Origin of the sequence: Archangium violaceum (genome assembly GCF_016887565.1) — a bacterium.
In the GTDB taxonomy this organism is placed as follows: Bacteria; Myxococcota; Myxococcia; order Myxococcales; family Myxococcaceae; genus Archangium; species Archangium violaceum_B.
Genome location: NZ_CP069396.1, coordinates 1908107 through 1933623, shown reverse-complemented (window position 1 = coordinate 1933623; position 25517 = coordinate 1908107). Strand labels below are relative to the sequence as shown.

Annotated in this window: 18 protein-coding genes; 10 read left to right on the top strand and 8 right to left on the bottom strand. The window is 67.4% G+C overall.

The annotated features are described in order from the left end of the window. Positions 1–5: 5 nt before the first annotated feature. The 5 genes from JRI60_RS08165 to JRI60_RS08145 all read right to left on the bottom strand — a co-directional run bounded on the left by JRI60_RS08165 (position 6) and on the right by JRI60_RS08145 (position 4208). Positions 6–1079, bottom strand: a complete 1074-nt coding sequence (locus tag JRI60_RS08165; RefSeq protein ID WP_204225288.1) for a 3-deoxy-7-phosphoheptulonate synthase — start codon at positions 1077–1079, stop codon at positions 6–8. A 61-nt stretch (positions 1080–1140) separates the two neighbouring features. Further along, positions 1141–1452: a hypothetical protein gene (locus JRI60_RS08160; RefSeq protein WP_204225287.1), complete on the bottom strand. Its 312-nt coding sequence runs from the start codon at positions 1450–1452 to the stop codon at positions 1141–1143. Beyond that, a complete protein-coding gene (locus tag JRI60_RS08155; RefSeq protein ID WP_204225286.1) occupies positions 1449–2873 on the bottom strand; it encodes a radical SAM protein in 1425 nt (474 codons plus the stop codon). The genes JRI60_RS08160 and JRI60_RS08155 overlap by 4 nt, the downstream gene beginning before the upstream one ends. A gap of 16 nt (positions 2874–2889) precedes the next feature. Further along, positions 2890–3684, bottom strand: coding sequence for a prolipoprotein diacylglyceryl transferase (locus JRI60_RS08150; RefSeq protein ID WP_204225285.1), 795 nt, complete (start codon positions 3682–3684; stop codon positions 2890–2892). Positions 3685–3710: 26 nt separating this feature from the next. Then, positions 3711–4208 (bottom strand): sterol desaturase family protein, encoded by a 498-nt coding sequence (locus tag JRI60_RS08145; RefSeq protein ID WP_204225284.1) that lies wholly within the window; start codon positions 4206–4208, stop codon positions 3711–3713. A 112-nt stretch (positions 4209–4320) separates the two neighbouring features. Between JRI60_RS08145 and JRI60_RS08140 the strand changes: the two genes are divergently transcribed. Then, positions 4321–5067: a TetR/AcrR family transcriptional regulator gene (locus JRI60_RS08140; protein WP_204225283.1), complete on the top strand. Its 747-nt coding sequence runs from the start codon at positions 4321–4323 to the stop codon at positions 5065–5067. Between the two features lie 11 nt (positions 5068–5078). Beyond that, positions 5079–5738 carry a lytic transglycosylase domain-containing protein gene (locus JRI60_RS08135; RefSeq protein WP_239470406.1) on the top strand — a complete coding sequence of 220 codons (660 nt, stop codon included), beginning with the start codon at positions 5079–5081 and terminating at the stop codon, positions 5736–5738. Here JRI60_RS08135 and JRI60_RS08130 read toward each other — a convergent pair. Then, entirely contained in the window at positions 5726–7015 is a 1290-nt protein-coding gene (locus JRI60_RS08130) for a CotH kinase family protein (RefSeq protein WP_204225282.1), read from the bottom strand. The two genes, JRI60_RS08135 and JRI60_RS08130, sit on opposite strands and share 13 nt — an antisense overlap. Positions 7016–7310: 295 nt before the next feature. Further along, complete coding sequence (locus JRI60_RS08125; protein WP_204225281.1) at positions 7311–8507, bottom strand: cytochrome P450; 1197 nt, start codon at positions 8505–8507, stop codon at positions 7311–7313. Between the two features lie 296 nt (positions 8508–8803). Between JRI60_RS08125 and JRI60_RS08120 the strand changes: the two genes are divergently transcribed. The 7 genes from JRI60_RS08120 to JRI60_RS08090 all read left to right on the top strand — a co-directional run bounded on the left by JRI60_RS08120 (position 8804) and on the right by JRI60_RS08090 (position 22499). Further along, complete coding sequence (locus tag JRI60_RS08120; protein ID WP_204225280.1) at positions 8804–10075, top strand: ThuA domain-containing protein; 1272 nt, start codon at positions 8804–8806, stop codon at positions 10073–10075. Positions 10076–10166: 91 nt separating this feature from the next. Further along, positions 10167–10901, top strand: a complete 735-nt coding sequence (locus tag JRI60_RS08115; RefSeq protein WP_204225279.1) for a copper homeostasis protein CutC — start codon at positions 10167–10169, stop codon at positions 10899–10901. A 77-nt stretch (positions 10902–10978) separates the two neighbouring features. Next, complete coding sequence (locus tag JRI60_RS08110) at positions 10979–12607, top strand: peptide-N4-asparagine amidase (protein ID WP_204225278.1); 1629 nt, start codon at positions 10979–10981, stop codon at positions 12605–12607. 264 nt (positions 12608–12871) lie between these two features. Beyond that, positions 12872–15652 (top strand): GxGYxYP domain-containing protein, encoded by a 2781-nt coding sequence (locus JRI60_RS08105; RefSeq protein ID WP_204225277.1) that lies wholly within the window; start codon positions 12872–12874, stop codon positions 15650–15652. Between the two features lie 67 nt (positions 15653–15719). Then, positions 15720–18485 (top strand): AbfB domain-containing protein, encoded by a 2766-nt coding sequence (locus JRI60_RS08100; protein ID WP_204225276.1) that lies wholly within the window; start codon positions 15720–15722, stop codon positions 18483–18485. Between the two features lie 123 nt (positions 18486–18608). Then, complete coding sequence (locus JRI60_RS08095; protein ID WP_204225275.1) at positions 18609–21380, top strand: AbfB domain-containing protein; 2772 nt, start codon at positions 18609–18611, stop codon at positions 21378–21380. A 201-nt stretch (positions 21381–21581) separates the two neighbouring features. Then, the gene (locus JRI60_RS08090) at positions 21582–22499 is read left to right on the top strand and encodes a LysR family transcriptional regulator (RefSeq protein WP_204225274.1); all 918 of its coding nucleotides are present in this window, start codon (positions 21582–21584) and stop codon (positions 22497–22499) included. Here JRI60_RS08090 and JRI60_RS08085 read toward each other — a convergent pair. Then, entirely contained in the window at positions 22496–23842 is a 1347-nt protein-coding gene (locus tag JRI60_RS08085; protein WP_430384370.1) for a glycoside hydrolase family 16 protein, read from the bottom strand. The two genes, JRI60_RS08090 and JRI60_RS08085, sit on opposite strands and share 4 nt — an antisense overlap. A 327-nt stretch (positions 23843–24169) precedes the next feature. On the opposite strand from JRI60_RS08085, the gene JRI60_RS08080 reads away from it, so the two are divergent. Continuing rightward, the gene (locus tag JRI60_RS08080; protein WP_204225272.1) at positions 24170–25516 is read left to right on the top strand and encodes a serine/threonine protein kinase; all 1347 of its coding nucleotides are present in this window, start codon (positions 24170–24172) and stop codon (positions 25514–25516) included. Position 25517 lies beyond the last annotated feature (1 nt).

Genomic DNA, 25517 nt, shown 5'->3' with positions numbered 1-25517 from the left:
CCGACTCACTTCCCGCCGCGCTTCGCCACCACGTCGCGCAGCACGGCGTGGGCGCCCAGCAGCATCTCCTCGGTGGTCTCCCAGCTGACGCAGGCGTCGGTCACCGAGCAGCCGTAGCGCAACTGCGAGAGGTCCGCGGGGATGGGCTGGTTGCCGGCCTCGATGAAGCTCTCGATCATCACGCCCACGACCGAGCGGTTGCCCTCGCGGATCTGATGCACGACGTCGCGCATCACCAGGGGCTGGAGCTCCGGCTTCTTCCAGGAGTTGGAGTGCGAGCAGTCGACGACGACATTGCCCGGCAGCTTCGCCTTGGCGAGCGCCTGCTCGGCGAGGGAGATGGAGACCGTGTCGTAGTTGGGCCGCCCGCCTCCACCGCGCAGCACCAGATGACCGTAGGTGTTGCCGCGGGTGCGGATGATCGCCGACGCGCCGCTCTCGTTCAGCCCCAGGAAGCTGTGCGGCCGGGAGGCGGAGAGGATGCCGTTGACGGCCGCCTCCAACGAGCCATCGGTGCTGTTCTTGAAACCCACCGGGGTGGAGAGCCCCGAGGCCATCTCGCGGTGGGTCTGGGACTCGGCGGTGCGCGCGCCGATGGCCGTCCAGGAGACCAGGTCGCCGTAGTACTGGGGAGCGATGGGGTCGAGCGCCTCGGTGGCCGCCGGGAGACCGACCTCGGCCACGTCCAGCAGGAAGCGACGGCCCCGCTCCATGCCCTCCTCGATGTGGAAGGAGTCATCCATCCGGGGGTCGTTGATGAAGCCCTTCCAGCCGGTGGAGGTACGGGGCTTCTCGAAATACACCCGCATCACGACGTGGAACGTGTCCCGGACGGTGTCGGCGAGCTTGCGCAGCCGGCGCGCGTAGTCGAGGCCAGCGGCGGGGTCATGAATGGAGCACGGACCCACGATGACGAACAGGCGGGGGTCCTTGCGGTCCAAAATGTCCATCAGCGCGCGCCGGCCGGAGAGCACGGTGTCGGCCGCACGTGCGGTCAGTGGCACCCTCTCCTTGATCTCCGTGGGAGAGGGCATGTGATCGAAGCCGACGACATTCAGGTTTTCAGTGCGAGCGGTCATGGCGGCGGGTCCAATCATAGCAGGGAGCGGGCTGGGACTCTTGCCCGCTCTCCCGCTCACTTCACTTGCCGAAGGCGAGCATGCCGCCGCAGATCACCACGGGAAGCAGCAGCGTCAGTCCCACGAACAACGCCAGACCGATGCCGAAGCCTTTCGACCTGTCGGGTGAAAACCCCTGCCTGGACCGCAGGTACGCGATGATGGGCACGCCGAAGTAGGTGATCGGCGCCAACAAGAACAGGACGTCGATTCTGGTGGCGGAAGCCACCGCGACCACCACGCCCGCGCTCACCAGCCCCATCATGAAGCAGAAGAACGTGCCGAGAAACGCCCACAGCAGCACCTCGTTGGGGTTGTCCCGAGCCGGGCTCATACCCACCCCGCCGCGCCGAGGGCCTCGCGCAGGGGCGCCAGCCGCGTGCGCTCCAGGTCATCCCGGTAGAAGAGGTTGTAGGTGTCGAAGGGGATGATGCGCCCATCCGGGTGGGCGATATGCACACAGCTCTTCTTCACACTGCGCAGGTCGAAGGCCTGGGCATCGATGAATTGCATGATGAGCACCCTGAAGACATTGCGGTAGGTCAGCCCCCCGGGGACCTGCACCTGGGGCAGGCAGCACAGCAGGTCCGACAGGCTTCGTGAGGAGGACTGGGGGGAGTGGTTGGTGGAGAAGAGCTGGAAGAGGCGCTGCTGTAGCTGGGTGTCCTTCTCGTAGACGATGGTGTTGCGCGCCCCCTCCACCAGCAGCTCCGGTGGCACGTACCGGGTGAGCGGCACCACCTGGCCTTCCTGTTTGAGGGCGTAGCCCATGCACAGGCTGTCCGGGTGGCAGGGCACCGGGATGAGGTCCTCCGGAGCGAACAGGGACGTCTGCTCGAGGATGCGCCGCCGCACCTCCGTCAACGTCAGCCTGTCCCTCGCCGGGTCATAGCCTTCCAGCCGCCCCGCCTCCTGGACGGGTTGGAAGGTGACGCCGCGCACGCACGGCTGCTGGGCCGCGAAGTCCACGATGCGGCCCACCTCCCCGTCGTTGAGCCCCTTCTTCAGCGTCACCACCAGCGTGGTGCTCACGTCCAGCGCGTTGAGGCGCTCGAGCGCCTGCTGCCGCACGGAGCGCAGGTCCGCCCCCCGCAGGGACATCAGCGGCTCGCGCTCGAAGGAGTCGAACTGCAGGTACACCTCCAGCCCCTTGCGGTAGGACGCCAGGCGCTCGGCGAAGGCCTCGTCCTTGGCGATGCGGATGCCGTTGGTGTTCACCATCAGGTGGCGGATGGGCCGCTGGCGGGCCTCCTCGAGGATGCGGAAGAAGTCCGGGTGCAGCGTGGGCTCACCGCCGCTGAGCTGCACCACGTCCGGCTCGCCCTCGTTGGCCACCACCGCGTCCAGCATGCGCACCACCTGCTCGAAGCTCCGGTGGGTGAGCCGCTCCGGGCCGCTGGCGGCGTAGCAGATGGGGCAACGCAGGTTGCACTGGTCGGTCAGCTCCACCAGCGTCAGGCAGCTGTGCTGCTCGTGGTCCGGGCAGATGCCACAGTCGTACGGGCACCCCCAGCGGATGGGCGTGTTGTAGCGCTGGGGCTGCTCGGGAGGCTTGATGAAGATCTCCCGGGCGCGCTTGTAGTAGTCCACGTCGTCCGCCAGCAGCACCCGCTCGAAGCCGTGGCGCGGGCAGCGCTTCTGCAGCAGCACCTTCCCCTCGGCGAAGAGGATCTTCCCCTCCACGCGCTGGTAGCAGGTGGAGCAGATGGAGATGGCCGTATCGTAGAAGAGGTAGGGGCGGACGCGATGGCTCATGGGCGGCCCCATCAGCCTACAGGAGCACGCCCGTGGCACAAACGAGTAGCACCAGCACCGCGCTCGGGTGGACCCGCCGCAGCCACAGCCGGGGGAAGTCCCGCGCGTAGTAGAGCAGGCCCGCCACGCAGGCCCACTGGATGGCGCTCATGCCCAGCCAGAGGCGAGGATCCGGCTTGAGGAAGTCCACCCCGAGCCGGAAGGCCAGGTCCAGCACCATGAAGCGGCGGAAGAGGTCTCCCTCCCGCGCCTCACGCTGGCGCAGGAAGAGGCTCATCGCCGCCACCACCACCATGAAGGCGGCCTCGTAGAGCTGGGTGGGGTGGCGGCTCAGGCCGTCTCCGAAGTCCACCCCCCAGGGCAGCGAGGTGGGCACCCCATAGGTGTGGTCCTCCAACCCGGTGAAGAAGCAGCCCAGGCGCCCCAGGAAGATGCCCAGGCACAGCGGCAGCACGAAGAGGTCCCCCGTGCTCCGCGTCTCGCCCAACATCCGCTTGGCGAGCTCGACCCCCAGCAATCCTCCCAGCAGCCCGCCCACCAACGACTTGCCCGTGAGCAGCTGCATCCCCGTCACCTGGCCCGCGAACCACAGGGGCAGCTCGTCCAGCAGGTGCACCAGACGGGAGCCCAGGCCCGCCCCCAGCGCCGCCCCCGCCACCACGCCCAGCCGCGTCGCGGGCTGCAGCGGGTCCGCCCACCGCCGCTTCAGCCAGAAGAAGAGCCGGGCCGCGAGGAAGTACGCCAGCGCCTCGAAGACGAGGTGGGGGTGCAACCGCCAGGGGCCAAGGGGAAGGAAGACGGGAAAGGTCATGGGCACGGACAGGCCCACAGCCTAGCTCAGGCGGCGGGAACCCGGGCCTCGGCCATCGCGGGTGCTCCCAGATACTTCCTGCGCGTGCCCATCACGTAGTCGAAGAGCGGGTACGTCACGCACCAGTTCGCGTTCTGCTCCTTCCCCATGTGGTGGTCGTAGTGCCACGGCAGGTGCTCGCGCGCCCAGTCCGGGTCCAGGTGCGCCCGCCGGTGCACGAAGTAGTACAGCACCGTCGAGGCCCACACCGAGGCCACGAATCCCGGCGCCCACTTCAGCAGCGGCAGGTGCCCCAGCACGATGGCCGCCAGCCCCAGCAGCTCCTTGCTCTGCGGGGCCCACTTCCACAGCGGCCCCCTGTACTGCTCGTCCACCATCTCGTGGCGGCGCGAGCGCTGGTGGTGCTCGTACCAGTGGAAGCTCCAGAAGCTCCCGCGCTTCTTGCCCAGCCCATGCAGCACGTACCGGTGCAGCATCCACTCCCCGAAGTTGGAGTACGCCAGGCCCAATGGAATGCCAATCATCTCGCACCTCCTCGTGGAACACCCGGCTTCCTGGCGCTCCCGTATGAAATGATGACCACCTGGTCACCAGAAGAATGACCATCCAGTCACCTTTTGTGAGGAGCGCGAGCCCATGGCCACCCGAAAGCCCTCGGAGCGACCGGAGGAGGAGAGCCCCCCTGCCCCCGCGTCGCAGCGGCCCGGCCCCCAGGGTGGCGTCCGGGAGACCAACCGCCGCGAGCGGGTGAAGGCGCTCAGCGACGCGGCCCTCGAGCTCTTCCTGGAGCGCGGGTTGGACGGCGTCACCATCGACGACATCACCCAGGCGGCCGGCGTGGCCAAGGGGACCTTCTACCGGTACTTCGAGGACAAGGCGGCGCTGGTCGACCAGCTCCTGGAGCCGGTGCGCCGCGAGCTGCTCCAGGGGCTGGTGGCGTGCGGCGAGGCCCTGGAGGCCGCGCGTGACGTGGAGGCCATGTTCGAGGCCTACCGCGCGGTGGCCGCCATCATCGCGGGCGCCATCGTCCAGCACCCGGGCGTGGTGCGGCTCTACCTCCAGGAGTGCCGCGGACCGGCGGTGGGCGCCCGGGTGAAGCTCGTCGAGGTGGCGCGCCTCATCTCCCGTTACGCGGTCGACATCACCCGCAAGGCCCACACCCACGGGCTGCTGCGCCCCATCCGCCCGGCCGTCAGCGGGCTGGCGGTGGTGGGCGCGGTGGAGCGCCTGCTGCTCGCCGTCCTCAGCGAGGAGGAGGACGTCGGCAACCCGCTGGAGCTGCCCGACGCGCTCACCACCCTCGTGTTGGATGGCCTGCGCCTGCCCCGCCCGGGCCCGCCGTCCGGCCGCCGGAAGTTGGACGGGAAGCCCGGCCGCCCTTAAGGAAGGAGGCGGTGCGGCGGACACGGGCCAGCGGGTTTCCTTGGGTGAAGGTGGGGCTGTGGGCCCTCCTGCCGCTCGTGCTGCTCAACCTGGCGGTGGCCTTCTTCGGTGACACTCGCGTGTCCCCCCTCTCCGTGTCCTTCCTGGAGCAGAAGGCGCACGCCCTGGCCGCCTACGCGCGCCACCGGCCCTCCTGCCTCCTCGAGGGTCACCCGGAGCTCGAGCCCCTCATCCGCGACGCCGAGCGCCGCAACCGCCTGCCTCCCGGCCTGCTGCGGGCGCTGGTGGAGGTGGAGTCCGCCACCCAGCCCCACCGCATCTCCCCCGCGGGCGCCATGGGCCCCGGTCAGCTCATGCCCTCCACCGCGAGCCAGCTCCGGGTGGAGGACCCCTTCGACCCGGCGCCCGCCCTGGACGGCAGCGCGCGCTACCTCGCCGAGCAGCTCGCGCGCTACAGGGGCGACGTGAAGCTCGCGGTGGCCGCCTACAACGCCGGGCCCGGCAACGTGGAAGGCCGCGTGCCTCGCAATGGGGAGACGGAGTTCTACGTGGTGAAGGTGCTCTCCGCCTACGAGCGCTACCGGCCCCGCCCGCCCCCCCGGCCCACGCGGCCCGCCCCCGCCGCGAAGCGCCAGGCCCGCCCGGCGGTGTCTCGCGCTCAGGGAAGCTGACGCTCCAGCGCCCCCCAACGCGTCCGCACCCACCACCGGAGGTACTCCACCTCCTCGTCGAAGGTGGTGAAGTCCGTGCGGGTGCTCCACCTGCGGAAGCCCAGGTACTCCTCCCGCCACCGGGCCTCGTCACGACGGGCCGCGGCAGCCACCTCTCGCTCGAGCTGGTCGATGAGCCCGAGCACCACCTCCGCGCGCAGCTCTCCCTGGAGCAGCAGCCGGTAGCGCTCGCGCATGGGCGTCGCGATGGAGGGATCTTCCAGCATCCGGGTGAAGAGGTGGTTCTTGGCCGTGAAGCTTGGAGGCGCCTCCGGAGCGTTGCGCCGCGTGTTCCAGTCCTGGCCGAAGCTGGCGTCGAGATCCCACGGGATGTAGCGCCACCGGCCCTGGGGACCCCGCTCCCGGTAGTGGAAGGCGTTCTTCGACACCGAGTCGTTGGCGACGACGAGCGTGGAGAAGATCCACCAGTCCTCGTACTCACGAGCATTCATCCACGCGTGGCGCTCCTCCCGGAAGCGCTCCGTGCTCGAATCGATCACGAAGGCCGTGAACGCCCGGATGCTGTCGTAGGCCTCGGAACCGGACTCGGGGAGGCCCGCCTTCTTCTCGAAACCCTGTCGCAGGTCGAGCTTGGGCCGGCCCTGGACGTCCAGGGGGGAGAAGTTGGCGTCATCGCCCCAGCCCTTGAACAGGTCCCCCTCCACGTCCAGCCCCTGTAACGCCATCAGGTGTTTGTCGAGGTGGTCGGCCACCGTGTACAGGCCGTGGTAGCTCCCATTCAGGTAGAGAACGGCGCTGTAGGCCTTCACCTGGATGTGGTCCGGGGACATCCGGTTCCACAAGGTGAAGGCGAGCCGGTGCCGCATGTATGAGTTGTCGTTGAAGGGGCTGATGAGCACCACCTTGCGCCGGCCGGTGAAGCCGCCCGCGAGGAGGGGCTCGTCGAAGGGCGCATCCTTCGGGAACTCGAGGGTGAAGCTGCGCTTGGGGAAGAAGCGGGAGGTGTTCCCGCGAAGCCTCACCCACAGCCGCTGGCATTGCCCGCGGTAGACGAGCCGCGCCGCGAAATAGCCCTCCGCATCCGGAAGGGATTTCGAGATGAACAGGTTCAACACCGGCAACCCATCCTCCTCGACCTGGGTCACCGGAGCGGACTCCGCCTCCGCGGACTCCCGGCACTCCGCGGGCAGGGGTCCGGTCCATGCGTCCGTGGAGGCGCAGGACAGCAGCACCCCACCCGCGACCAGACAACACAAGCCCCACGCGCCCCGCGCCATGCGACCTCCCTCGGGAGCGCACGCTAGGGAGTGGGGAGGTGCGCCACAGGCTGCCCTCCAGGGCAGTGTCGCGGCACGAACGGGCTCATCGTCTCGGCGTACAGGCAGGACCACCGCGGGTGTACACCCGGTGTGTTGCGACGCGGGCACACGGCATGCGAAGGCGCCTGATCACCCGGGACTTCGAGCGCCTCACGGACGAGGAGTGGAGAGGGCGGATCTGGCGGGAGCGCCAGAACGGGTTCCCGGCGGAGGTCCCCTGGTTGAGAGACCTCCTCGCTCAGTGAACCGGGTCTCAACCCGGCAGCACGGTGAGCGGCAGCACCGTGGGACCGCGAACGACAATGGAAGCGTGCCACTGCACGGGGGCGGCGTCGCGAACCAGGCCGCCGCACCGGTCGAGCAGCGCCTCCAGGGCCAGCCGCGCCTCCAGACGGGCCAGGGGGGCGCCGAGGCAGAAGTGGATGCCGTAGCCGAAAGGCATGGTCTGCTGGCCCTGGCGGTCGAGGTCGAAGCGGTCACTGTTGGGGAACTGCGCCTCGTCGTGGCAGGCGGAGCCCAGCAGCAACATGACGTGAGAGCCGGCCGGCAGACGGACGCCGCTCAGCTCCGTCTCGGCGGTGGTGAGCCGCAGAATCGTCTGGGCGACCGGCTCGTACCGCAGCACCTCCTCGACGAACCGGGGAATCAGCGAGCGGTCCGCGCGCAGGCGCGCGAACACCTCCGGGCGCTCGGCGAGCACCAGGGCGGAGTGGCCCAGCAGGTGGACGGTGGTCTCCAGGCCGGCGATGAGCAGCAGGAAGAGAAAGCCCATCAACTCCGCGTCCGTGAGGGCTTCCCCCTCGACGCGGGAGGCGAGCAGGTCACTCACCATGTCCTCGCGGGGGGAGCGGCGGCGCTCCGCGATGACTTCCTTGAGGTACTGCTCCATCTCCGCGTAGGTGCTCCGGATCTGGGCGCGCCACTCATGCGCGTCCGGGGGGGTGGAGCTGGTGTTGTTGATGTCGTCCGCCCAGCGCTTGAAGCGCGAGTGCAGCGAGGGGTCCAGGCCGAGCAGCTCGCCGATGACGGCGGCGGGCACGCGCAGCGCGAAGGACTCGACGAAGTCCACGGGGCGGCCGAGGGGCAGCTCCCTGGCGGCCTGCTGGGCGTAGGCGCGGATGCGCGGCTCCATCCGGCCCAGGGCGGTGGGGCCGAAGGCGCGGTTGACGAGCGACCGGAGGCGGGTGTGCTGGGGCGGATCCACCATGACCATGGAGTCCGCGAACGGGCTGCTGCGCCCCAGCCATTCGGGCTCCGCGGGCGCGCGGTGGCCGGTGGAGGAGAAGAGCTGGGGATTCTTCAAGACGTGCAGGACGTCGGCGTAGCGGGAGACGGCCCAGAAGCCGAGCGGATCCACCTGGGCGAGCCCGGGCTGGCGCCGCAGCTCGGCGAAGAACGGATAGGGGTTGGCACGGAACTCGGGCGCGAAGAGATTCAACCGAACGGACATGTGGACAGCTCCCCCCCAGGGGTTGTGAAGAAGTGTCCGGATGCTACCCCATCGGAGATCGACGCCGACATGGGGACGGATGACGTTCCCGTCAGCCCATTCCAATCCGTCGCGCTTTCATCCGCGCTGATGCGGGTATTGCTCGACTAACAGGAATATCTTGAGTCGGGTCGTGAACCTGAGATAGCCAGGGACGTGCCCGGTCCCATCCAGGGGCCGGCCACTCCCTGTGGAAAGGACGCAGCGCCGCGCCGTCCGCCGCCACGTCGATTCCGCAGAGAACCGGAAGGTTCCGCATGATCGCAGGCATCAAGAACAACCGAGTGGTGCAATCGCTCACAACACTCGCCGTGTGCTTCTTCCTCGCATCGAGCCCGGCGGTGGCGCAGACGCCGAGCTTCAAGGTGCTGGCCTTCTACAACGGCACCTGGGACGCGGCCCACATCGACTTCGTCAGGGACGCGAACATCTGGTTTCCCCAGATCGCCGCGCAGAACGGCTTCTCCTACACGGCCACCAACAACTGGGACCAGCTCAACGCCAGCAACCTCGCCCAGTATCAGGTCGTGATGTTCCTGGACGACATGCCGCAGACGGCGGCCCAGCGCTCCGCGTTCCAGCAATACATGCAGGGCGGCGGCGGCTTCATGGGATTCCACGTCTCCGCGTTCACCACGTCCCCGGACAGCTGGAGCTGGTACCACAACCAGTTCCTCGGCTCCGGTGCGTTCTGGTCGAACACCTGGGGTCCCACCACCGCCGTGCTGAAGGTCGAGAACCAGACGCACCCGTCGACCTCGCGCCTGCCAGCGACGTTCACCTCCGCGGTGAGCGAGTGGTACAGCTGGAGCAACAACCTGCGCAACAACCCAGACATCCAGGTGCTCGCCTCGGTCGACCCCGTGAGCTTCCCGCTGGGCACCGATCCCAACCAGTCCTGGTACAGCGGTGACTATCCCATCCTGTGGACCAACAAGAAGTTCAAGATGCTGTACGCGAACTTCGGCCACAACGCGATGAACTACTCCAACAACACCCCGCTGTCCTCGACGTTCGCCAGCGAGATCCAGAACCGGTTCATCATCGACGGACTGAAGTGGCTGGGCGGGGCCGGTACGACGCCTCCGCCGGGACCCATCTCACCCACCGCCTGGTACACCGTGACCGGCAAGGGCGCCGGCAAGTGCGTGGACGCCAGGTCCGCGGCCTCGGCGAATGGCACCGTGGTCCAGCAATACACCTGCAACGGCACCTACGCGCAGCACTACCAGTTCCAGTCGACCAGCGGCGGTTACGTGCGGATCACCAGCCGCCTCAACAGCGCCCAGGTGCTCGACGTGAAGGACGTGTCCACGGCCGACGGCGCGCCGATCCAGCTGTGGGCCTATGGCGGCGGCAACAACCAGCAGTGGCTGCCGGTGGCGGAGGCTGGTGGTTCGTACCACTTCGTCAGCCGTTACAGCTCCAAGTGCCTCACCACCGCGGGTTCCGCCGACAGCGCTCAGCTGGTGCAGTCCTACTGCAACGGCAGCGCATCCCAGTCGTTCACCCTCACCCAGCAGCCGTAGCACCTGGGGTCGTCCACGGAGCGGAGGTGCCGGATCCCTCCGCTCCGTTCCCGCGCCTCGGTGGCATCCCCGCACCCAAGAGGGCCGTCTCATGTCGCGTATCACCCTGGAAGTCTGTGTGGATGACGTGGCTGGCCTGGTGGCGGCGGCCGAAGGGGGCGCCGACCGGATCGAGCTGTGCGCCGCGCTGGAGGTGGGTGGCCTCACTCCGTCGCGTGGGCTGATGGTACGGGCCGCGGCGCTCGACCTCCCCGTGCTGGCGATGATCCGGCCGCGGGCGGGCGACTTCGTCTACGACGCGGCGGCGCTGGACGTGATGCGCGCGGACATCGACGCGGCGCGCGAGGCGGGACTCACCGGCGTGGTGCTGGGCGCGAGCCGGCCGGACGGGCGGCTCGACGCGGACGCGCTCGCGGCGCTCGTCGCACATTCGGCGGGGCTCGAGTTGGCGCTGCACAGGGCGTTCGATCTGGTGCCAGACCCGTTGGAGGCGCTGGAGATGGCCGTGTCGCTGGGGTTCGCGCGGATTCTCACCTCGGGAGGAAAGACGACAGCGCTCGCCGGGGTGGAGACGATCGCGGAGGTGACACGAGCCGCCGCGGGCCGCATCTCCATCATGCCGGGCAGCGGCGTGCGGCTCGATACGGTGTCGGAGCTGCTGGCCAGGACCGGCGCGCACGAGGTGCACGCATCATGCTCGGTGCCACACGTGCCGGCTGATCCGCGCGTGGCGGCACTCGGCTTCGCGTCTCCCCTCGCCCGGCGCACCGACCGGACGACCGTGGCGGCCCTGCGGCGCGCGCTGGACGGATCCTCCGCCTCCTGAGCAGACATCGGAGGTCATTGCCCGGACGTACCGCGGGTCCTAGGCTCCTGGCTCCCCCCGTTTACCAGGAGAAAACAGTGAAACGTCTTTCCGCAGTCTTCGCCGCCGCGAGCCTCTCGCTCGGCGCGATGACCCCCGCGTTGGCCGCCGAGCCGCCCCCCGAGTTCGGCACCGATTGGGACGACCCCCGCACCGCAGCCCCCGCGGTGGAGAAGCCGGCGACGACCTCGTGCACCGTGAAGATCGTCGACGAGAAGTTCGACGACTTCACGCCCTACACCAGCACCTTCACCCCGCCAGCGGACTGCCCCGGACCCTGGAACAAGGTGGTGCTGCGCATGGAGGGCAAGGTCCAGGGCGTCCAGTACGACCGGCTCGGACACCTGGAGGTGGGCGGTGTGACGATCTTCAAGACGTCCACGCCCGAGCCGTCCCGTGAAGGCATCGCCTGGTCGGTGGAGAAGGACGTCACCGCCTACGCGCCGCTGCTGAGCCAGCCGCAGTCCGTCTGGATGCTGATTGGCAACGTGGTCAACGAGACCTACACCGGCGTGCTGGACGTGCAGGTCTACCTGACCTTCTACAAGGCGGAGGGCCGGTACAAGCCGGCCGAGACCGCGAGCGACGTGCTCCCCCTGACCAACCCGCGCCGCGAGGGCAGCGCGCTGTTGGGAGAGGTGACGGTACCCCGGAACACCGAGCGGCTCGTGGCCGAGGTGTACGCGACCGGCTCGGGCGGTGGCTGCGAGGAGTTCTGGTACTTCACCGTCCCGACCACGGTGCCGTACTCCTGCCCCGCCGACGCGGGCCCGTACCGCGAAGTGCAGATCGAGGTGGACGGCAAGGTGGCCGGTATCGCCATGCCCTTCCCGCATGTCTACACGGGCGGCTGGGCCAATCCCTTCCTGTGGTACGTGCTGCCGGCCCCTCGCGCCTTCGATGTCCGTCCCATCCGCTATGACCTCACGCCCTTCGCCGGACTACTGACCGACGGCAAGCCGCACCAGATCTCGGTGCGGGTGCTGGGTGTGCCCGAGGGCCGCCCCGGTTGGGATCTGCCGACCAACGTGCTCGCCTGGCGAGACCCGCGCGCCTCGCGAGTCATCGGCGGTCTGATCGAGCACAAGGTCGGGACCCTGGCCAATGACTCGACGGTCGCACTGGTGGACGGCTGGAACCAGTTGGACACGCAGGGCAGCCATCACCTGCGGGTCTCCGGCTACCAGTGGACCTCGCGCGGCTGGGTGGTGACGACCGTCGAGCAGTCGGTGTCCAACTCGAGCATGCACCGCTGGGTAGGGGAGGCGGAGAACCCGGATGGAATCACCGCCACCTGGAACGACACCAGCACCGTCACGGTCGCTGGCCTCGGCCACTTCCCGACCGTGAGCCGCTCCGAGAAGCGCTTCACGCTCGATGGGATCATCAGCGTGACGCCGCAGAACCGGCTCACCACGACCATCAGCCTCCACGACGAGGCGGACGAGCGCACCACCCAGGGCCTCCGCACGCTGGCGCACCGGGAGCTCAGCGACCTCTACACGGGCGAGGCCGCCTATAACCTTGGCGTACCGCGCGCACAGCGGAACGCGGTGGGAACCTCCACCCACCGCTACCGGCTGACCGGGGACAAACGCACCTGCTACGACCGCGCCATCTCCACCCGGAACGGCTTCGTCACCGAGGACCTCCAGCACTGCGACTGAGAGGGCCGAGCGAACAGAGAGTTCGCGAGGCCTGAATTCGGGTCAACGGATACGTGGGAGGGGGGGCCCACACCCATCCACCGTGTGTAGGAGAACAATCACCGGCCGATCTGGAAGTCAGCGTATACCTGTTTTTCTCATATTACTTGTTGAATCCCTGCTCATGGGATACACCGCAGGCATTTCAGGGGGCAGTTCTTCATGAAATGCATTCGGTGGAAGCATCTGGGTTTCGCATGTGCCGCGACTCTCACGGCGGCGGGGATGTTCTCTCCTGGGGAGGCTTCGGCGACCGGGCTCACCTGGCCCGCGCGGCAGGTGCTCCCCTCCTTCTCCGCACCCGCGGCGACGCTGGACCTGGTGGATGTGACGACCAGCGAGTTCCGGTACGAAGGTGAAGGGCCGCAGCTGAGACACAGCACCGGGCATCTGGACGGCAACGGCTGGCTGGCGCAGGTGTCGATCGACGCGCCCAACCAGTTCATGATCTACGGCCCCTATGCCACCGACATTCCCGCCGGGAACAACACGGCCTTCTTCGATCTGACCATCGACAACAACACGGCCAACAACGCCATCGTGGTGACCGTCGACGTCCGGGACAACACGACGGGAGCCGTCCTGGCCAAACGCGACATCTACCGGATGGACTTCACGAAGGTGGGCTCCGTCCAGAGATTCCAGCTCCCGTTCAACAACCCGACGACCGGGCATGGAATCGAGTTCCGGGTGTTCTGGTACGGGGCCGCCTATATCAAGGTCGACGCCGTAGGCGCTCCGAATCAGCTCAAGCACGACGAGACGGTGCTCTTCGCGACCTTGAAAGGGCTCGTCAATAGGACCCAACCCCGCATCTACAGCTACGACGACACGGTGCGCGGGAACGAGGGCAAGCTCAACTGGCTGAATTCCCTGGGGCTCCAGTACACGGAGGTCTCCGACAAGTGGAGCCTCCTGACCAAATACAAGAACGAGATCACGGGCATCGTCATCTATGACACCGCGGTGCCCGATACGCTGAATCTGGCCACGACGATCGCGAGCCTGAGGAATGGCCTCGTCGCGCCCCCCAACCTCGTGGCCAGGCTGACCGCCGCACCGTACTACCTCCCCATCCTGCAGGACCTGCGTGGCTCCTTCACGTCGAAGACCCAGGTCTACCAGTACTTGTATGACTATTACTGGTCTCAAGTGACCCACAAGATGATCGTCGGGCTCACTCCGGACATCAAAGGCAACCTGCGGGAATACGCCGCGGCGACCCAGGCGGCCGTCGTGTGGCTCGATCCGAAGATCGCCGCGGAGGACACGCTGCTGAGGAAGTTCCTGGCGGGCATGCCCTACGGGAGCGGCATCTACATGGGCTGGTGGCCGGACGAGGCCGCGGGCATCCAGCGGGTCTCCGAATACGGCGTGTCCACCATCGCCAGCGACTTCTCCTCGAACCTGACGGTGTTCAGCGGGATGTCCAGGGCCGTGAACGTCAAACCCGTCCCCAACAAGCCCACGCTGAGCAATAAAATCTACATCGCTCTCATCCTGAGCGATGGGGACAACATGCAGTACCTGGAGCATCACTTCAAGAAGCTCTGGGACAGCCCCAGCCGAGGGCAGGTTCCGCTGGGATGGACCATCTCTCCGGCCATGCTGGACGCCATGCCCGGCCTGTTGAACTACCTGTACGCCACGTCCACGCCCAACGACAACCTCATCTCTGGCCCGACGGGAATCGGCTACACCTATCCCAATTACTGGGGGAACCAGACCTATCTGGACGATTACGTGGCGCTGACCGATGACTACATGAACCGCTCGGGGTTGAAGGTCCTCACCGTGTGGAACACGATCAACGGCGGCACGAATACCAACGTGGGAAACAGCTTCGCGTACAAGGCGCCGTCCCTGCTGGGATTGACGGCCCAGAACGCGGGCGGCGGCATCACGGTGTACAACAATGTCCTGCCGAGCCAGGGGCTCAATGCCACGTACTGCCCGACGGAGAGCTCCATGATCTCGGAGATCAACAAGGCCATCTCCGGCTGGAACGGCACGTCTCCCCGGTTCGTCAGCATCCAGGCCAACCCCTGGGAGGGCAACACCTACCAGAGCTTCGTCAACGTGGTGAACAGCTACAAGAGCAACACCAACATCGTCTTCGTGAGGCCGGACAACTACTTCCAGCTGATGCGGGAGTACTACAACCTGCCCACCGACACCTCGACCATCGTGAAGACGTACGAGGCGGAGAACCAGAGCTATGCCTCCTCGCCGTTCTCGCACGCGGTCGGCCGTTCCTTCGACAACGGCTGGACGGCGAACGTCACGGACGACGGCCCGGGAATGATGCTCTATGGCCCGTATGTCACCACGTTCCCCGCCGGTCAGCTGACCACGACGTTCAAGATGAAGATCGACGTCATCACCGGCAACAACGACAACGTCGTGACGCTCGATGTCAGGGACGCCACCAGCGGGGCCGTGTTGACCACGTTCGACGTCTACCGCAATCAGTTCAAGGCCAATGGCGTGTACCAGGACTTCAGCCTGACCTACAACAACGTCGCCGGGCACCAGCTCGAGTTCAGGGCCAACTACAAGGACAAGGCGTCGATCAACATCGACAAGGTCACGACGACGACCCGCCTCGGTCAATACGAAGCGGAAGGAGCCGTGCTGGCGCATGGCACCGGACGCTCGAGCGGGGACGGCTGGCAGGCTTCGCCCTCCCTCGACGCGGCCGGTCATATGGTCTACGGCCCCTATGACGCCAACGTGCCCGTCGGCACCCGCAAGGTCACCTTCCGGCTGAAGACCGACAACAATTCCCTTGGCGCTCAACCCATCGTGGGAATCGATGTGAGGGACGGCACCACGGGACTCGGTCTCGCGAGCATGGACGTGGCCTCACAACAATTCACCGCCGCCAATCAATACCAGGACTTCAGCCTGTCCTTCAATCAGACGGCGCTCAACCATCCCCTGGAGTACCGGGTCTACTTCAACAAGACCGCGACGATCACCGTCGACAAGGTCACCATCCACTGAGCGCGGAAAGGATCTTGACCCGATCCAGGCGGCACTCGCCTCCTCCTGTCAATCCGCAGAGGAAATCATGACACCCCCCCCCCGACTCACACGTCCTGGCGGCGTCGCTGTGCGACTGCTGTCCCTGTTCTGTGGCCTGCTCTCGCTCCAAGGCGCTCAGGCCGCCTGGGCGCCCAAGCCCCCTCCCCTCTCCACTCCGTGGACCTCCCAGGTCTCCACCACCAACGCCCTGCCGGAATATCCCCGTCCGCAGATGGTCCGTTCCGACTGGCTCAACCTCAATGGTGAGTGGCAGTTCGGCAACGCCACCGCCGGCCAGACGCCTCCCTTCGGGCAGAACCTCGCCGAGAGCATCCTCGTCCCCTTCCCCATCGAGTCCGGCATCTCCGGCATCAAGCGGCACCAGGACCGGATGTGGTACCGCCGCACCTTCACCGTTCCGGCGGCCTGGAGCGGGCGCCGCGTCCAGCTCAACTTCGGCGCCGTGGACTGGGAGGCCACCGTCTACGTCAACCGCCAGCTGGTGGGCTCGCACCGTGGCGGCTTCGACTCCTTCAGCTTCGACATCACCGGCAACCTCAACGGCGGCACCAACGAGATCATCGTCGGTGTGTATGACCCCACCGAGACGGGCGGACAGCCCGTGGGCAAGCAGCGCAACAACCCGAGCGGCATCTTCTATACGGCCGCCTCGGGCATCTGGCAGACGGTGTGGCTGGAGCCCACGCCCTCCGCTCGCATCACCCGGCTGGACATGACCCCGGACCTGACTGGCTCCGCGCTTCGCCTGATCGTCCAGGGCGCTGGCGTGGCGGGCCAGACTGTCGAGGCCGTGGCCTTCGATGGCGCCACCCAGGTGGGCATCGCCACCGGCAGCGTGGGCGCTGAGATCCGCATCCCCGTGCCCAACCCCAAGAAGTGGTCTCCCGAGAGCCCCTTCCTCTACGACCTGCGCGTCTCCCTCAAGAGCGGCTCCACCGTCGTCGACCAGGTGACGAGCTACTTCGGCATGCGCTCCATCGCCCTCAAGCTCGTGGGCGGCTACCTGCGCCCGGTGCTCAATGGCCAGTTCGTCTTCCAGATGGGCACCCTGGACCAGGGCTACTGGCCGGATGGCATCTTCACCGCGCCCACCGACGAAGCGCTCAAGTTCGACATCCAGAAGCACAAGGACCTGGGCTACAACTTCATCCGCAAGCACATCAAGGTCGAGCCCCAGCGCTGGTACTACTGGGCCGACAAGCTGGGTCTGATCGTCTGGCAGGACATGCCCTTGATGGACCTCCGGACGCCCGACGCCGCCGCGCGCACCCAGTTCGAGCTCGAGCTGCGCGAGATGATCGACGAGCACCGCAGCTCCCCCTCCATCATCACCTGGGTGGTGCAGAACGAGGGCTGGGGCCAGTACGACCAGGCCCGGCTGGCGGACCTGGTGAAGAGCTGGGACCCCTCCCGCCTGGTGAACAACATGAGCGGCATCAACTGCTGCGGCGCCGTGGACGGTGGCAACGGCGACCTGGCCGACTGGCACGTCTACGTGGGCCCGGCATCCCCCTCCCCTTCGGCGAAGCGCGCCGCGGTGCTGGGTGAGTTCGGCGGTCTGGGCCTGCGCGTCCCCGGTCACGAGTGGAGCCCCGGCAATGGCTTCGGCTACGAGATGGTCGCCGATGGCGCGGCGCTCACCTCCCGCTACGTCGGCCTCATCCAAGGAGTCCAGGCCCTGATGAACAAGCCGGGCCTGAGCGCGGCCGTCTACACGGAGATCACAGACGTGGAGAACGAGGTGAATGGAATGTTCACCTACGACCGCGCCGTCCTCAAGGTGGACGCCAACCAGGTGCGCACCGCTCACACCAACCTGATCAACGCCTCGCGCCTCCTCAACAACCAGGGGCCGCTGCCCGTGGGCCAGTACCGCGCCCTGCAGGTGACGACGCCGGGCTACACCAACCGGTATGTCCGTCACTTCGAGAGCCTGGGCTACACCGAGGTGGTGAGCAGCGCCAGCACCGGCACGCTCAAGCAGGACGCCACCTTCAAGGTCGTGGCCGGTCTGGCGGACGCCGCCTGCTACTCCTTCGAGTCGCGCAACTTCCCCGGCAGCTACCTGCGCCACTCCGCCAGCCGCATCCGCCGGGACGCCCGGGATGGCTCGGCGCTCTTCGACCAGGACGCCACCTTCTGCGCCCGCGCGGCGCTCGACGGCTCCTCGCTCTACGTGTCGCTGGAGTCCAAGAACAAGCCCGGCTTCTATCTGCGCCACCGCAACGGCGAGGTCTGGGTGGATGCCCTCGAGAACACCACGAGCTTCCGCCAGGACGCGACGTGGGCCGTGGCGGACCCCTGGTGGAAGAGCAACGCGAACGTCCCCGTGGGCTCGTTCCAGTCCTTCCAGGTGACGACGCCCAACTACACCAACCGCTACCTGCGCCACAGCGACAGCCTGGGCTTCACCGAGGTGGTGGACGGCGCCAGCACCGCCACGCTCAAGCAGGACGCGACCTTCAAGCTGGTGGCCGGCCTGGCCGAGTCCAGCTGCTACTCCTTCGAGTCGCGCAACTACCCCGGCCAGTACCTGCGGCACGCCGGCAGCCGCATCCGCAAGGACGCTCGCGACGGCACGGCGCTCTTCGACCAGGACGCCACCTTCTGTGCCCAGCCGGGTCTGTCCGGCACCGGTGTCTCGTTCGAGTCCTTCAACTACCCCGGACGCTACATCCGTCACTACGCCGCCGAGGTGTGGACGGCGTCGGGATTCGGGAAGGACTGGGACTCGGCCAACGGCCTGAACGCGGACTCGAGCTGGAACATCGTGGCCCCCTGGGCTCCCTAGTCTGACTCACACGCTCGTCTGAAAAGCCCGGTCCTCCCACGCGAGGACCGGGCTTTTCGCTTTCAAGACCTTGACCCGATCCGGGCGGCACCCGCCTCCTCAGTCCAGCCCGCGGAGAAAATCATGTCACGATCCCCCCGACTCACCCGTGCTGGCGGCGTCGCCCTCCGGCTGATGCCCCTGCTCTGCTACCTGCTCTCACTCCAAGGCGCTCAGGCCGCCTGGGCCCCCAAGACTCCGCCCCTGGCCACCCAGTGGACCTCCCAGGTCTCCACCACCAACGCCCTGCCGGAGTACCCCCGGCCCCAGATGGTCCGCTCCGACTGGCTCAACCTCAATGGTGAGTGGCAGTTCGGCAACGCCACCGCGGGGCAGACGCCTCCCTTCGGGCAGAACCTCGCCGAGAGTGTCCTCGTTCCCTTCCCCATCGAGTCAGCGCTCTCCGGCATCCAACGTCACCAGGACCGGATGTGGTACCGCCGCACCTTCACCGTCCCCGCGGCCTGGAGCGGCCGCCGCGTCCAGCTCAACTTCGGCGCCGTGGACTGGGAGGCCACCGTCTACGTCAACCGCCAGCTGGTGGGCTCGCACCGGGGCGGCTACGACTCCTTCAGCTTCGACATCACCAGCTACGTCACCGGCGGCGCCAACGAGATCATCGTCGGCGTCTATGACCCCACCGACGCGGGCACCCAGCCCGTGGGCAAGCAGACCAACAATCCGCAGGGCATCGAGTACACGGCCGCCTCGGGCATCTGGCAGACGGTGTGGCTGGAGCCCACGCCCGCGGCTCGCATCACCCGGCTGGACATGACCCCGGACCTGGCCGGCTCCGCCCTTCGCCTCACGGTGCGCGGCGCGGGCCTCTCCGGCCAGACGGTCGAGGCCGTGGCCTTCGATGGCACCACCCAGGTGGGCAGCGCGACGGGCAGCGTGGACGCCGAACTCCGCATCCCCGTGCCCAATCCCAAGACGTGGTCTCCCGAGAGCCCCTTCCTCTATGACCTGCGCGTCTCCCTCAAGAGCGGCTCCACCGTCGTCGACCAGGTGACGAGCTACTTCGGCATGCGCTCCATCGCCCTCAAGCTCGTGGGCGGTGTGGTGCGCCCGGTGCTCAATGGCCAGTTCGTCTTCCAGATCGGAACCCTGGACCAGGGCTACTGGCCCGATGGCATCTACACCGCGCCCACCGACGAGGCGCTCAAGTTCGACATCCAGAAGCACAAGGACCTGGGCTACAACCTCATCCGCAAGCACATCAAGGTCGAGCCCCAGCGCTGGTTCTACTGGGCCGACAAGCTGGGCATCCTCGTGTGGCAGGACATGCCCTTGATGGATTCCGGCAAGACGCCCGACGCCGCGGCGCGCACCCAGTTCGAGCTCGAGCTGCGCGAGATGATCGACGAGCACCGCAGCTCCACCTCCATCATCACCTGGGTGGTGCAGAACGAGGGCTGGGGCCAGTACGACCAGGCCCGGCTGGCGGACCTGGTGAAGAGCTGGGACCCCTCCCGCCTGGTGGACAACATGAGCGGCATCAACTGCTGCGGCGCCGTGGATGGTGGCAACGGCGACCTGGCCGACTGGCACGTCTACGTGGGCCCGGGTTCTTCTCGTCCCTCCGGCCTGCGCGCCGCGGTGGTGGGTGAGTTCGGCGGCCTGGGCCTGATGGTCAACGGCCACGACTGGAGCCCCAATGGCAAGTTCTTCTATTACGAGCTGGTCCCCGACAGCGCGACGCTCACCTCCCGCTACGTGGGCCTCATCAACTCCATCCAGCGCGTGATGAACAGGCCGGGCCTGAGCGCGGCCGTCTACACGGAGATCACAGACGTGGAGGGCGAGGTGAATGGTCTCTTCACCTACGATCGCGCCATCCTCAAGGTGGATGCCAACCAGGTGCGCACCGCTCACACCAACCTGATCAACGCCTCGCGCCAGCTCAACAACCTGGGGCTCGTGCAGCTGGGACAGTACCGCTCCCTGCAGGTGACGACGCCGGGCTACACCAACCGCTACCTGCGCCACTTCGAGAGCCTGGGCTCCACCGAGGTGGTGGACAAGAACAGCACCGGCACGCTCAAGCAGGACGCCACCTTCAAGGTCGTGGCCGGTCTGGCGGACGCCGCCTGCTACTCCTTCGAGTCGCGCAACTTCCCCGGCAGCTACCTGCGGCACTTCAACAGCCGCATCCGCCGGGATGCGCGGGATGGCTCGGCGCTCTTCGACCAGGACGCCACCTTCTGCGCCCGCGCGGCGCTCAACGGCTCCTCGTCGGGCGTGTCGCTGGAGGCCAAGAACAAGCCCGGCGCCTATGTGCGTCACCGCAACGGCGAGGTCTGGGTGGATGCCCTCGAGAACACCACGGGCTTCCGCCAGGACGCGACCTGGGGCATCTCTCCCCCCACGTGGTGGAGCGAGGCGAGCGTCCCCATGGGCGCGTACCAGTCCCTCCAGGTGACGACGCCCAACTACACCAACCGCTACGTGCGCCACATCGACAGCCTGGGCTTCACCGAGGTGGTGGACGGCGCCAGCACCACCACGCTCAAGCAGGACGCGACCTTCAAGCTGGTGGCCGGCCTGGCCGAGTCCAGCTGCTACTCCTTCGAGTCGCGCAACTACCCCGGCCAGTACCTGCGGCACTCCAACAGCCGCATCCGCAAGGACGCTCGCGACGGGACGACCATCTTCGACCAGGACGCCACCTTCTGTGCCCAACCGGGTCTGTCCGGCACCGGTGTCTCGTTCCAGTCCTACAACTTCCCCGAGCGCTACATCCGCCACGCCGCCTCCGAGCTGTGGATCGCCTCGGGGTTCGGGTCCACCTGGGACTCGCCCGCCAGCTACAACGCGGACGCGAGCTGGAACGTCGCGGCCCCCTGGGCCCCTTGAGCCAGGTGGGATAAGTCCTTTCAGGAGGGAGGTCCCGGGCGCCCTCGGGAGCAACTGGTCCGACTTTGTCGATCAGCTTCGCGGAGCCGGCCAGGGGGTCCACCATGGACCCATGAGACGTCCCCTGCGACTTCGGCAAGCCATGTTCTCCGTTCAGATTCCGTGAACAATGGGCCGTCGTCCGACACGGAGGGCAGGCGAATGGACCGCTTCGACGCGATGCGCGTCTTCACACGCATCGTCGAGCTGGGGAGCTTCACGAAGGCGGCGGCGGATCTCCGGATGCCGCGTGCGACCGTCACGCTCGCGGTGCAGCAACTGGAGGCGCGGCTCGGCGTCCGGCTGCTGCACCGCACGACACGCGAGGTGAGCGCGACGCCCGAGGGGCAGCACTTCTACCAGCGCTGCACGCGCGTCCTCACGGAGGTGGAGGACGCGGAGGCGGAGCTGACGCAGAGCGGAGGCAAGCCCCGGGGCAAGGTCCGGGTCCACATGGTGGGAGGAATGGCGGCGCACGTCGTCATCCCGGCCCTGCCGGAGTTCCACGAGCGCTACCCGCGGGTGGACGTGGAGATCGGCACCGGGGACCGCGCCGTCGACCTCGCGCGGGAGGGCGTGGACTGCGCGTTGCGCGCCGGAACCGTGGAGACGCCCCACCTGGTCGTGCGGCGGCTGGCGCCCATGCCGCAAATCACCTGCGCGAGCGCGAGCTACCTCGCCCGGCGCGGCGAGCCCCGCTCCCTCGAGGCGCTGGAGCGGCACCAGGCCGTCAACTACCTGGAGCACTCCACCGGGAAGCCCTATCCGCTGGAGTTCGTCGTGCGCGGCGAGCTGAAGAGTGTCTCCATGTCCGGCGTCCTGACGGTGACGGACTCGGAGGCCTATGCCGCCGGGTGCCTGGCCCACTTCGGGCTCATCCAGGTGCCGGCCTACCGCGTCGCGGAGCACCTGGCGGAGGGGCGGCTGCGCGAGGTGCTCCCGAACGCGCGCCCGCCCCTCCTACCGCTCTCCTTGTTGCATCCCTACCAGCGCAAGGTGCCGCCGCGCGTGCGGGTCTTCATGGACTGGCTCGCGGCGCTCTGCGCGAGACAGTTCGGCACCACCGCGAGGGACAGCTAGAGCTTGATCAGCTCGACGTCGTCCGCGTGGAGCGCGGGCGAGCTGTCGGACGCCGAGGACTGGGAGTGGAAGCCGAACTCCACGTAGCCACCGGTCACCGAGATGGCGGGCGTCTCCACCAGCGTCCAGGCGCCGTAGTCGCCCAGCGTCGTGAAGGCCGGCGCGCAGGAGGCGCAGGTCTTGATCTGCAGACGGGAGAAGTTGAAGTTGCCCGACTTGCGCACCCAGGCGCGCACCTTGTAGTTGCCGCTCGCGAGGCCGCTCTTCGTCTGGTACGTCCACGCCTCGAACGGCGAGCTGCGCCAGTGCGTCAGGTGGTAGGAGCCCGTGTGCGCGCCGTTGTAGGTCTCGCTGAAGGCCGAGGACTCGGTGCCGTTGGGCGACCACGTCGCCCAGCCCGTCATGCCGGACTCGAAGCTCGGGTTGGTGATGGCGGTGCCGGTGGGCGGCGGGGTGCTGCCCTGCTGGTACCAACGCACCCACTCCACCTCCATCGTCTTCGTCTGACCCGCGGGCAGCGCGATGGCATCGGGGCTCGGGAAGCCGTACCAGTTACCGCCCAGCGCCAGGTTCAGGATGATGTAGTGGTTCTGCTGGAACTCGGTGTCCGGGTTGTAGAAGGTGGCGTTGGCGACCCGGCCGTCCAGGCGGAAGATGATGCTGCCGGAGTTCCACTCCATCTCGTAGATGTGGAAGGAGTCGGCGAGGTTGTAGCCACCGCTGGCACCCGTGCCCCAGTGGGCCTGGTTGCCATTGGAGTCCCAGTGCACGGCGGACTTCATCCACGTGGGCTCGTTGGAGTGCCACTCGAGGATGTCGAGCTCACCGCTCTTGGGCCAGCCCACCTGGGAGATGTCGGCGCCCAGTGTCCAGAACGCCGGCCACATGCCGTAGCCCGAGGGCACCTTGATGCTCGCGACGATCTTCCCGTACCGCTTCTCCACCTTGCCCTTGGTGTGGATACGGCCCGAGTAGAACGAGCGCGCGGAACACCGCGAGTCGCGCGGGTTGTCGTAGGTACGCTGCGCGGAGATGACCAGCTTGCCGCCGGTCACCGTGACGTTCTGGGCCCGCGGGAACTCCAGCTCGCCCGTGCCGAAGTCACAGTTGCCCGTGACGGGGTCCCAGTTGCTCGTCAGCGGGGTCCAGTTCGCCGTGTTCAGGCTGCTGGTGTTGAACTCGTCCGACCACGCCAGGTGCCAGCCCGAGCCAGGGTCATAGCCGAGCTCCGCCTGGCTGTTCTGTCCCAGATCCGTGGACTCGGCCTGCACGCCCTCCTCCTCCGCACAGCCGGAGAGCGATGCCACACACAGGGCGGTCAGGAGCCGTGAAAGCGCTTTCATACCGTTCATTGAGTTCACCTCGGGGGGGTAAGGATAAGCATCCCTATACCGGAGAATCAGGTAGAACGGAATAACCAGTATAAAAGAAAATGTTGGCTAGTGGTTATGTCGCCCGGGAAACAGGTTTGAGCGTCCATTTTGACGGGGTGCGTCGAGTACGACCGTCCAGGGAGAACCCAACAGGACCTGTTGCTCACCTTGACTCGAATGGTCAAATCCCTGGAGATTTTTGACCTGTCACGTCGTTCCGCCCGGAGTGGGCTGGCGTTACCTTGTGCCTGCCTTTGCGCGAATCACTCTCGCGCGGGCACCAGGAGCTTCCCGCCCATGTCCAATCCGACTGACTCTCGGCATGCCGGGGGCGTTGTCCTCTTCACGAACGGCGACACCTCTTACGAGTTCTTCCGGGACTTGGGGCAGGGCCGTGTCGGCGAGCGAGTCCTTCTCGCCCAGACCCGCACGCCCCAGGGACTCGGAACTTGCGTGGTGCTCAAGTGCGTCCCTCTGCCGCAAGTGGCGGGCATGACCGAGAAGTTCCGGCACACCCGAGCGCGCCTGGAGGAGGAAGTCCGGCTGGCGCAGTACCTCCAGCACCCACGCATTGCTCGCGTCCACGGCCTCTTCGAAATTCCCTGTGGGCTGTGCGTGGCGATGGAGAACATCGAGGGACTGACAATCAACACGCTGCTGAGCGTGGCCCAGGCGTGCGGACGCTACTTCTCCGAGGCGTTCATCCTCTACGTGGGCGCGGAAGTCGCGGCGGCCCTGGACTATGCGCATACGCGTACGGATAACGCAGGTCAGCCGCTCGGCATCGTCAACCGCGACATCAACCCGGCCCGCATCCGCATGGGCCCGCACGGCGAGGTGCGGCTGACGGACTTCGGGGTGGCCCTCTCGCGCTTGGCGGGCCGACTGGCGACCTCGCTCCCGCGTCCTCAGTGCGAAGTTCTCTACGCGGCGCCGGAGATGTTGCTGGGGGAGGTGGTGGACGCACGGGCTGACCTCTTCTCCCTGGGCCTCACGTTGCTGGAGTTTGCCACCGGGCGGCATCTCTACGACCCGGGCCACCTGCGCATTGAGGATGTGGAGGCGCGACTATCGAAAGAGGAACGGGAGCAGGCACTCGCGGCCTCGGTGGCGTCTATGGTGACGGAGCTGCCGCCGTTCGCCGAGGACGCCATCTGGTGCGCCATGGCCTACCGCTCCGAGGACGTCGAGCGCGCGGCGGAAGGGTTGCCCGTGCCGCTGCGCGACATCCTCCACACGCTATTACGGCGCAACCCCGCCGAGCGCTTCGCTACGGCCGCCGAACTGGAAACCGTCATGCGTGCGCGGCTGACGCAGTTGGGGCCCTATTCGCGCGAAGACGCGGTGAGGGAAGTTCAGCGAGCGCTCGTAGAGGCGGGCGACAAGCTGTGGGAGCTGGAGGTGCCGGAAGATGAGGGCGGCATCACCGTGCCTCTCACTGCTTCGCTCAGCGCAGGTGAGCTTTTGACGGCGACGGAGCCATCCGGAGGCTCGCGGACGGCTGCCGCTTCGTCGCGCCACCCGGACGAGGTGACGACCGCGCCCGGTGGAGGGCCGCATCGCTCGAGTAAACAGACGCCAAGGAAAGATGGGGGCCCTGTTGAGGGGGAGGGAGGGTGCAGAGGGGCCGAGGAGGGCCGCTGAC